The sequence below is a fragment of the Tahibacter sp. genome, from assembly GCF_035481375.1.
GTDB lineage: Bacteria > Pseudomonadota > Gammaproteobacteria > Xanthomonadales > Rhodanobacteraceae > Tahibacter.
Window position 1 is genome coordinate 54,244 of the sequence record NZ_DATIGT010000294.1, and the last position, 9,228, is coordinate 63,471.

A 9,228-nucleotide genomic window follows, 5' to 3' on the forward strand; every position below is an offset into this window, starting at 1 on the left:
GGTACTGGCCGCGCCGCCGGCGACGACCAGTTTTCCCGTGCGGCGCAGGCGGCAACCGCATCTTCCGTGCTTCAGCGCAGCGTCGGTTCAGAACCGCTGGCGGTAGCTCGCATACCAGTAGCGCCCCGGCACGTCGTAGTCGGCGAAGAACGAATTGAACTGGGTCGAGTAGGCGACCGGCGGGTCGCGGTCGAACGCGTTGCGGACGCCGAGCGTGATCTTCGCGTTCCAGGGCGTCTGCCAGCCGGCTTCGAGATCGAAATAGGTGACGCTCGCGACGCGGTTCTGCGGTGCGGGAGACGCGGTGCCGGAACCGTCGACGTCGATCTCGCGGCCGGGGTTCGAGCACAGCGCATTGAGTTCGGGCCGTTCGAGGTAGGCAGCCGTGTCGGTGACGATGCTGCAGTCTTCGTCGCCCGGCGAGAAATAGCGCGCGCCGACCGAGGCGTTCCAGTCGCCGCGGCTCCAGGCGAGGCTCAGGTTCGAGCGCAGGCGCCAGACCACGGTGTAGAAGCCGCCCGGCGAGCGGTTGTCGGCGACGACGTTGCCTTGCGCGCGCGTGCCGTCGGGCAGCAGCGTGTTGCGCGCGGGCTGGTGCAGTTCACCGTAGTAATCGACATAGGCATTGTCCCAGGCAAACACGAAATCGCCGGCCGACGTGCTGCGCCGGTAGTTGAATCCGAAATCCACGCCCTCGGTTTCCAGGCCGCCCGGCAGGTTCTGCGCCGTCGCCACGACGCGCACGAGACTGCCGTCGGCGGCGCGTGTGATGCGCGCGCAGGCCGCGGCGTCGCCGCGCTCGTAGCAGTCGGCCAGCACGGCATCGGGCGAGCGGTCGCCGATCGCGTCGCGGATCTGGATGCGATACCAGTCGACCGTGGCCTCGAACCCGTCGAGCCAGTGCGGCGAATAGACGAAGCCGACCGATCGCGACAGCGCGCGCTCGGGCGCAAGGTCGCGATTCGCGCCGTAAGTGATGTAGCTCTCGCCCTCCTGCACGTCGACCGGGACGCCGGCGGCCTGACAGCGCGACAGCGTCGCGGCCGACGGAGAATTCACGGCCGCGCAGGGATCGGGCAGCTGGCCGATGCTGTCGTAGGCGCCGGAATACAGATCGAACAGGCTCGGCGCGCGGAAGCCTTCGGCGATGTTGCCGCGCACGAGCAGATCGTCGACCGGCTTCCAGCGCAGGCCGAACTGGGAATTGGTCGTTGCACCGAACGCGGAATAGTCGGAATAGCGCGACGCGAGCGACACGTCGAGCTGGCGCGCGAGCGGCCGGCCGGTCAGCAGCGGCAGGTTCACTTCGACATAGGCTTCGTCGACGGTGTAGTCGCCTTCGGTCGCCTCGTAGGTCACGCCGGTGCCGTTCGCATTGCCGCTCGCGATCACCGCGTCGGGCCGGTTGTAGCCGCTTTCCCGGCGGTGTTCGTAACCTGTCGCGATGCCGACCGGGCCGGCCGGCAGGTCGAACGCCTCGCCTTCGGCGTGCAGCAGCAGGTCGCGCGAATCGGCGCGCCGTCGGTTGTGCGCCGACACGCCGACGTAGTCGAGCATCTCGCGTGTGATCGAGCCGGGCGGGCCGAACAGATCCAGCGGCACGCAGCCCGCGATCACGGCGCCCGGCGTACCGCAGCGTTCGACGCCGGCCGCGTCCCGGAACGACGGTCCGAGCGCGCGCGCGAGCCGCGCGTTGTCGGCATAGGGCGAGACGAACTCGCCCTCGTCGGCGCGCGTCGCGCTGTAGTCGACGCCCCAGGTGAACTCGCGCGCGCCGAGTTCGAACAGGCCGTTGAGGCCGAAACTCAGGCGCGTCGTGTCGACGTCCTGTTCGAAGCGGCGCGGCCCGGCTTCGACGAAGCGGCGCGAACCCGTGACGATCGCTTCGCCGAACGGGTTGTAGACGTTGTCCGCCGCGATCCCGATCGGATTGCCGTCGGCGTCGAGCAGGAACGGCGAGAACGACACGACCGGTTCGGCGAGCTGTTGCGACGAGCGCCGCTCGGTGCGCAGCAGGTTCGTGCGCAGTGCGAGCCGGGAACTGAACTCATAGCGCGCCTGCGCGAACACGGAGCGGCGTTCCTGCGGCGTCTTCAGATAGTTCTGCAAGGTGTAGTTGTAGCCGTCGGTGGCCGGATCGAGCGGCCGGAAGTCATCGGCCGACGTACCCGGGCGGCCTTCGATCAACCGCACGTAGCCACCGCCCGATTCGCGGATCAGCCGCGTGTACGGCGTCGTCAGCGAACCGGTCGCGGCGAGCGGCAGACCGAAGTAGGGCAGCCGCGAAATCGCGCGGTCGCGCGCGAGGATCGGGTCGTCCTTGCTGTAGCTCGCACCGGCGGCGACGTTCCAGCGCTCGCCGGTGATGCCGTAGGTGATGTCGAACGCGCGGCTCGCGCCGTCGCCGTGCGCGTTTTCGCCGAACTGGATGCCGGCTTCGCCGCCGGTGTAGTCGCGCCGCGTCACGATGTTGACGACGCCGGCGATCGCGTCGGAGCCGTAGAGCGCCGAAGCGCCGTCGCGCAGCACCTCGACGCGCTCGACCAGCGCGAGCGGAATCGCGGTCAGGTCGACCGCGCCCTCGAGGCCGGCGACGAAGCGGCGGCCGTCGAGCAGTACGAGCGTGCGGTTGTCGCCGAGGCTGCGCAGGTTCAGTCGCGCCTCGCCGTTGCCGCCATTGTTGATGTTGCGATTGAGCGTCTGGCCGTTGCTCGTGATCGTCTGCAGGATGTCGGCGACGTCGGTCAGGCCGGTGCGCAGCAGCGCTTCGCGCTCGATGACGAGGACCGGATGCTGCGTTTCCATATCCACGCGCCGCAGATGCGAGCCGACGACTTCGACGCGGTCGAGCTTGATCGCCTCGTCGTCGGGCGTGAGCTGCTGCGCGAACGTGTTGCCGCCGCACAGCGACAGCAGCGTCGCAGCCAGCGGCGAAGCGCGGCGCACGAGGCGCGCGCCGGACGAGCCACGGCCGGAGCCCGGCCTGATCGAGTATTTCATGAAGACTCCCCGGTTCTGACGTAGCGGAAATTGCGCGCGGCGAGCGATGGTAGCGAAACGCCCGACTACTATGAAGGCCTTCGTACGAACCAATTACTAATCAGGCAATCGGCACAAGGCTACGTATCGACATTGTGCATTGCGTGATTCCGCGGCCCGCCCGCGAGCGCGCAGGCGGGACCGCAGCCGGTTGCGGTGCAGCAGCCGGCGCTGGCCGTTCGCCGCCAGTGTTTGCGACACTCGGGTTTCGTCGAAGGAGTCGCGCGCGACATGCTGAGCCCGCCGCAGATCATCTGCCTGATCGTCATCGCCCTCGCGCTGCTGCTGCTGGTCACCGAATGGATGCGGTCCGATCTCGTCGCGATGGCAGCGGTCGTCGTCCTGATCGGCGGCGGCGTGCTGACGCCGGAGCAGGCGCTCAAAGGGTTCGGCAGCGAGCCTGTCGTCGCGGTGATCGGCGCGTTCGTGCTGTCGGCCGCGGTGGTGAACACCGGCCTCGCCGAACGCCTCGCGAGCTGGGTCATGCGCGTTGCCGGCACGCATCTCGCCTGGGGCATGATCGTGCTGATGCTCGCCGCGGCGCTGCTGTCGGCCTTGACGCACCATCTGCTGATCACCGCACTCATGGTGCCGATCGCCGGCACGGTCGCGACGCGCGGCGGATTCTCGGTGTCGCGGCTGCTCATGCCCGTGTCGCTCGCCGCATCGATCGGCACGACGCTGACCCTGATCGGCGCGCCGGCATTTCTCGTCGCCGACCACGTGCTGCAGGAAGCCGGCCGCGAGGGGCTCGGCATCTTCTCGCTGACGCCGATCGGCGTTGCGCTCGTCGTCTGCAGCCTCGTCTACATGGCGCTGCCCGGACGCTGGCTGCTGCCCGAACGCGTCGCGGCCGGCAGCAGCGGTGAACGCTTCGCGCTCGAGGACTACTACACCGAAATACTGATCCGCGACGGCGCGCCGCAAGTCGGCCAGACCTTCGCCGCGATCGCCGAGCGCTACGCGAGCCGGTTCGAGATCGTCGACTGGCTGCGCGGCGGCGACCCGATACGCCACGGCCGCGACGAGCGCCGGCTCGAAGCCGGCGACGTGCTGCTGGTGCGCTCGACGCCCGAAGGCATCGCCGGCATCGCCGACGAAAAAGGGCTCGCACTGCACGCGGTCGCGAAGTACGGCGAGGCGCACGAAACGCAGGGTGCCGAGGCGTTCGGCGACGAGCGCCTCGCGCAGCTCGTCATCGCACCGCGCTCGTACCTGTCGGGCCGCGCGGTCGGTGAAGTCGATTTCCGCGAACGCTACGGCGTCATCGTCGTCGGTCTCTGGCGTCGCGACGGCTGGATGCGCGGCGAACTGGCCGGCGTGCACCTGCAGCCGGGCGACACGCTCGTCGTCTGGGGCGAGCCCGCGCAGCTCGACCGGCTCGGTGCGCAGCGCGAGTTCCTGATGGCGCTGCCGTTCCCGGCGCGGCGTCTGCGCCGCTCGCGGGCGTGGTGGGCGCTCGGCATTCTCGGCGGCAGCGTGATCGCGGCCGCGACCGAACTGCTGTCGGTCCACGTCGCATTCCTGACCGGCGCGATCGGCGTCGTGGTCGCGCGCTGCCTCAGTGCCGAGGAAGCCTACGCGGCGCTGGAGCTGCGCGTGATCGCGTTCATCGCCGGTGCGCTGGCGCTCGGCGCCGCGCTGGAACAGACCGGACTGACGGCGCTCGCGGCGGCGGAGTTCGCGCCGATGCTGCAGGACTTTTCGCCGTTCTGGATCCTGATCCTCGTGTTCAGCGCCGGCGCGATCGTGACGCAGGTGCTGTCGGATGCGGCGACCGTCGTGCTGCTCGCGCCGATCGTCGCGCGCATGGCCGAACCGCTCGGTCTCGCGCCCGAAGCGCTCGTCGCCAGCCTTGCGATCGGTGCGGTCGCGGCGTTCCTGACGCCGCTCGGCCACCACGGCAATCTGCTGGTCTATCTGCCCGGCGGCTACCGCTTCGGCGATTTTTTCCGCGTCGGCGCGCCGCTGACCGTGTTGTTCGCGGCCATCACCGCATTCGTCGCGCTCGCGCTGTGGCCGGCGCGCTGAACGCTCAGCCGTCGACCGTGCGCGCGAGCGGCAGCTCGAACGCGAACGTGCTGCCGCCGCCGCCGCGCGGTTCGAACCAGAGATAGCCGCCCATCTGCTCGATGTCGTCGCGCGCGATGGCGAGCCCCAGCCCGGTCGACAGGCTTTCGTCGGCATCCGTGTCGACATGCGCGATGCGCGCGAAACGTTGGAACAGCTTGGTGCGCTCGGCTGCCGGAATGCCCGGGCCGCGGTCCATCACGAACACGCGGGCGAAGCCCGGCCGGTCGGAATCCAGCAGCACGTCGATCGCCGATCCGCGCGGCGCATAGCGGATCGCGTTGCTGATGAGGTTCTGCAGCACATTGCGCAGCGCGGCCGGATCGCCCTGCGCGGCGAGCGGCTTGCCGCCGCGAACGAGGCGGACGCCGCGCGCCTCGGCCGCGGCCTGCTGGCGCGCGATCGCGCGGTCGGCGAGCTGGCCCAGGTCGACTGCGGCGGATTCGAGCATGCGCACGCGCTCGATGTTCGCGCGGCGCTGCAGGAAGCGCTGCACGAATTCGATCGCCTCGTCGCAGCAGCTCACGATATCGTCGACGAGTCCGGCGTGGCGTTCGGCGCTGATGGAGGGCCGCCGCAGCATCTGCGCGGCGAAGCGGATGTTGGAGATCGGATTCTTGAGATCGTGCGCGACGATTGCGGTGACGTCGTCGCGCTCGCGCACGATCAGGCGCAGGTGTTCCGTCGCGCGCTTCAGGTTGACGTGCGTGCGCACGCGCGCGAGCAGCTCCTCGGCGACGAAAGGTTTGGTGATGTAGTCGACCGCGCCGAGTTCGAACGCGCGCACGAGGAATTCGCGCTCGGTCGCGGCCGTCAGGAAAATCGTCGGCACGTCGAGCAGGTTCGGGTCGGATTTCAGGCGCCGGCACAGCTCGAAGCCGTCCATCCCCGGCATCATCATGTCGAGCAGCACGAGGTCGGGTCGGCGCGCCTGCGCGCGCGCGAGCGCCTGTTCGCCGGAATTGGCCGGCATCACGTCGTAGCCGGCGTCCGACAGGATATGGCCGAGCAACTGGACGTTCGGCGTCTGGTCGTCGACGATGAGAATCAGCGGCTCGCGCGGGGGAGCGGAAAACGGCATTACACAGTGTCCTGCAGATGCGCGGCGAGATGCGCGCGCTGGTGGGGAAAGTCGGTCAGCGTGGCTTCGAGCGCAACCGGATCGAACTGCGCGGCGGCCGATTGCAGGCGCCGCGCATAGCGTTCCAGGCCGGCCGAGCCGCAGCGCTCGGCGAGAACGAGCAGTCGTTCTGCCAGCCGCGTGGTCTCGCGGACGGCCAGCGAATCGCGCAGCCGCGGCCACACGTCGCGCTCGACGCGTTCGAGTTCGGCCAGCACGTCGGGCAGAGCCTGCGGTTCGCGAGGCGCATCGTCGCCGGCGCCGTTGGCCGGCGCGCTTCCGGGCAGCGGCAGCACGCGCAGCAGTTCGGCCGTGAGCAGCTCGCGCGTGATCGGCTTTCGCACATAGCCGTCGAAGCGTTTGCGCAGCGCCGATTCGTCGCCGAGCAGGTTCGATGCCGTCACGGCGATCACCGGGATCTGCGCGAGTTCCGGATCCGCGCGCAGCCGTTCGAGCGCGGCGACGCCGTCGAGGTTCGGCATGCGGATGTCCATGAGCACGATCGCCGGACGATGCACGCGCGTCAGCGAGACGGCCTGGCTGCCGTCCTCGGCCATGATCAGGCGATGCGGCGAGCCGCGGAACAGCGCCTCGATGAGCTGCCGGTTCAGCGCGACGTCGTCGGCGACGAGAATGGTCAGCGGTGCGATCGTCTGCAGTTCCGTCGCTGCGGCCGGCGCCGCCTCCGGCAGCACGGCGAGCGGCACCCGCGGCAGGCGCAGCTGGAAGCACGAACCCTTGCCGGGTGTGCTTTCGAGCAGGATTTCGCCGCTCATCAAGTGCGCGAGCCGGCGCGTGATCGACAGCCCGAGCCCGGTGCCCTCGCGCTGGTTCGCGTCGGCCGCGGCCTGCATGAAGGGCTCGAAGATGCGCTCGCGATCCTCCGCGGCGATGCCGACGCCGCTGTCCTCGACTTCGATCAGCAGCGTCGCGCGCAGTTCGTCGTCGGCGTCCGGTGTCGCACTCGCTCGCAGCCGCACGTAGCCTTGGTCGGTGTACTTCACCGCGTTGCCGACGAGGTTGAACAGCATCTGGCGCAGTCGTGCCTGGTCGAGTTCGACCCCGTCGGGCACCGAGGCGTCGACGCGCGTATCAAGGCGCAGCCCCTTGTCCGCCGCGAGCTGTGAGAACACGAGCTGCGCGCTTTGCAGCAGCTCGCGCACGTTCATCGGAGCGGGCCGCACGTCGAGTTTGCCGGCTTCGATGCGCGAGAGGTCGAGTACGTCGTTGATCAGCGCGAGCAGCGAGCGCCCGCTGGTCACGATCGCATCGACGTAGCGCTTGTCCTGCGGATCGCTGACGCGTTCGGACAGCAGCTGGCTGAAGCCGAAGATCGCGTTGAGCGGCGTGCGGATCTCGTGGCTCATGTTCGCGAGAAAGGCGCTCTTCTCGCGGCTGGCCTGGTCCGAGCGCGCAGCCGCGGCGCGCAGCCTGCGCTCCTGGCGCAGGGCGTTCAGATGCCGGCGCAGCAGCACCACGCCGGCGACGCTCGCGACGATCGCCAGCCCCAGCGCGGAGAAGATCGACACGTTGCGCTGCGCGATCGCGCGTTCGAGATGGATCTGCCGCTCGGCGATCAGGCTGCGCGCATCGCGCGTGAGTTTCGCGATCGCGTTGCGGACGTCGTCCATCATCTGGTTGCCGAAGCCCGAACGCATCAGCGTCAGCGCAGCCTCGGCGCCCTGTTCGCGATAGACCGCGAGCGAGGTCGCGATTTCGCCGCGCTTCTTTGCGAGCGCGTCCTCGATCGCGGCGAGTTCCTCGCGCGCCTCCGGATACTCGCGCAGCGCCTCGTCGACGGCGCGGAAGTCCGCCGAGATCTCGGCATCGGCCAGGCGGTACGGACGCAGGTATTGGTCGTCGCCGGTCAGCAGATAGCCGCGCTGACCGGTTTCGAGATCCACCGTGCGCGTGAGGAGCAGCGACAGCCGCTTGGTCGCCTCCTGCAGCCGGGTGACGTCGCTCAGCGTCGTCGTCAGCTGCTCGCCCGTGCCGAGCGCTGCCCAGCCCACGCCGAGCAGCAGCAGCAAAGTCAGTGCGAACAGCAGCAGATAGCGCTGCCAGCCGTCCCAGTCCGGGGAATCGGCGGTCCGCTCAGCAGTGTCGTCGACCACGTTGCACTCCGGCCCTTGGGCAAGCCACTGCCGGCGCGGTGTCATGCGTTCTGCATGGCCGCCGCGGCCGACGCTGGGATTACTGCATGCCGTGCCTCGCCACACTCCCTTCCAAATCAGCGGCTTGCGATGCTGCTGGGGCTGGCACGGACTCTGTACACCCCCGACTGTAAGTCACCGAACCTGATGGAGTCGTCATGAATACCAAACCGCTGTTGCTGAGTGCCGGTCTTGCCGCTGCGCTGCTGCTGAGTGCCTGCGACCGCCCGGAAGATCCCGCCAAGACGCGCGCCGACGTTGCCAAGGCCCAGGCCGAGGCGAACCAGAAGTCGCAGGACGCGCGCGCCGAGGCCAACAAGGACGTCGCGGCGGCTCAGTCCGATCTCGCGAAGACCCAGGCCGACGCGAACAAGGACCTCAATTCGGCCGAACGCTCGGCCGGCGAGCAGCATGCCGACGCGAACAAGGAAGTCGGCCAGGCCATGGCGGACGCGTCGGGCAAGATCGGCAAGGAAGAGGCCGACGTGATGCGCACGCGCGCCAAGGCCGACTACGACGTCGCGAAGACCGACGCCGAAGCGGCGAAGAAGGTCGCCGACCAGCGCTGCGATGCGCTGACCGGCGCGGCGAAGGACGGCTGCCAGGACAAGGCGAAGGCTGACTACGACGCCGCCGTCGCGGCCGCCGAAGCGCGCCGCGACGAACGCCTGCGCGAAGCCGACGCGCTCGCGGCGAACAGCAAGTAAACCCGTCGTCACGGCGGCGCCCGAGCGCGCCGCCGCTTCATCACACCGAAGGGATCCATGCCATGAAAACCACGCTGAAGACCGTTGCTCTGCTGCTCCTCGTCGCGATCGGCTCGAGCTCGCTGACTGCCTGCCACAC

At 69.2% G+C, this 9,228-nt stretch carries 5 protein-coding genes; 2 read left to right on the forward strand and 3 right to left on the reverse strand.

What is annotated here, in order from left to right:
- Positions 1-87 precede the first annotated feature (87 nt).
- A complete protein-coding gene (locus VLF18_RS19580) occupies positions 88-3,000 on the reverse strand; it encodes a TonB-dependent receptor plug domain-containing protein (RefSeq protein WP_325281315.1) in 2,913 nt (970 codons plus the stop codon).
- A gap of 270 nt (positions 3,001-3,270) precedes the next feature.
- Here VLF18_RS19580 and VLF18_RS19585 point away from each other — a divergent pair, with 270 nt between their 5' ends.
- A complete protein-coding gene (locus tag VLF18_RS19585; protein WP_325281316.1) occupies positions 3,271-5,070 on the forward strand; it encodes an SLC13 family permease in 1,800 nt (599 codons plus the stop codon).
- Positions 5,071-5,074: 4 nt separating this feature from the next.
- On the opposite strand, the gene VLF18_RS19590 is transcribed toward VLF18_RS19585, so the two are convergent.
- On the reverse strand, positions 5,075-6,190 hold the full coding sequence (locus tag VLF18_RS19590) for a hybrid sensor histidine kinase/response regulator (protein ID WP_325281317.1): 1,116 nt from the start codon (positions 6,188-6,190) through the stop codon (positions 5,075-5,077).
- Positions 6,190-8,343, reverse strand: coding sequence for an ATP-binding protein (locus VLF18_RS19595; RefSeq protein WP_325281318.1), 2,154 nt, complete (start codon positions 8,341-8,343; stop codon positions 6,190-6,192). Before VLF18_RS19595 ends, VLF18_RS19590 begins: the two co-directional genes overlap by 1 nt.
- A 197-nt stretch (positions 8,344-8,540) precedes the next feature.
- Here VLF18_RS19595 and VLF18_RS19600 point away from each other — a divergent pair, with 197 nt between their 5' ends.
- Positions 8,541-9,089, forward strand: coding sequence for a hypothetical protein (locus tag VLF18_RS19600; RefSeq protein WP_325281319.1), 549 nt, complete (start codon positions 8,541-8,543; stop codon positions 9,087-9,089).
- Positions 9,090-9,228: the final 139 nt, after the last annotated feature.

What these genes read in the sequence shown, in the direction of transcription:
- VLF18_RS19580 (WP_325281315.1), bottom strand. Translation starts at nt 3,000, where the DNA reads ATGAAATACTCGATCAGGCCGGGCTCCGGCCGTGGCTCGTCCGGCGCG.
- VLF18_RS19585 (WP_325281316.1), top strand. Translation starts at nt 3,271, where the DNA reads ATGCTGAGCCCGCCGCAGATCATCTGCCTGATCGTCATCGCCCTCGCG.
- VLF18_RS19590 (WP_325281317.1), bottom strand. Translation starts at nt 6,190, where the DNA reads ATGCCGTTTTCCGCTCCCCCGCGCGAGCCGCTGATTCTCATCGTCGAC.
- VLF18_RS19600 (WP_325281319.1), top strand. Translation starts at nt 8,541, where the DNA reads ATGAATACCAAACCGCTGTTGCTGAGTGCCGGTCTTGCCGCTGCGCTG.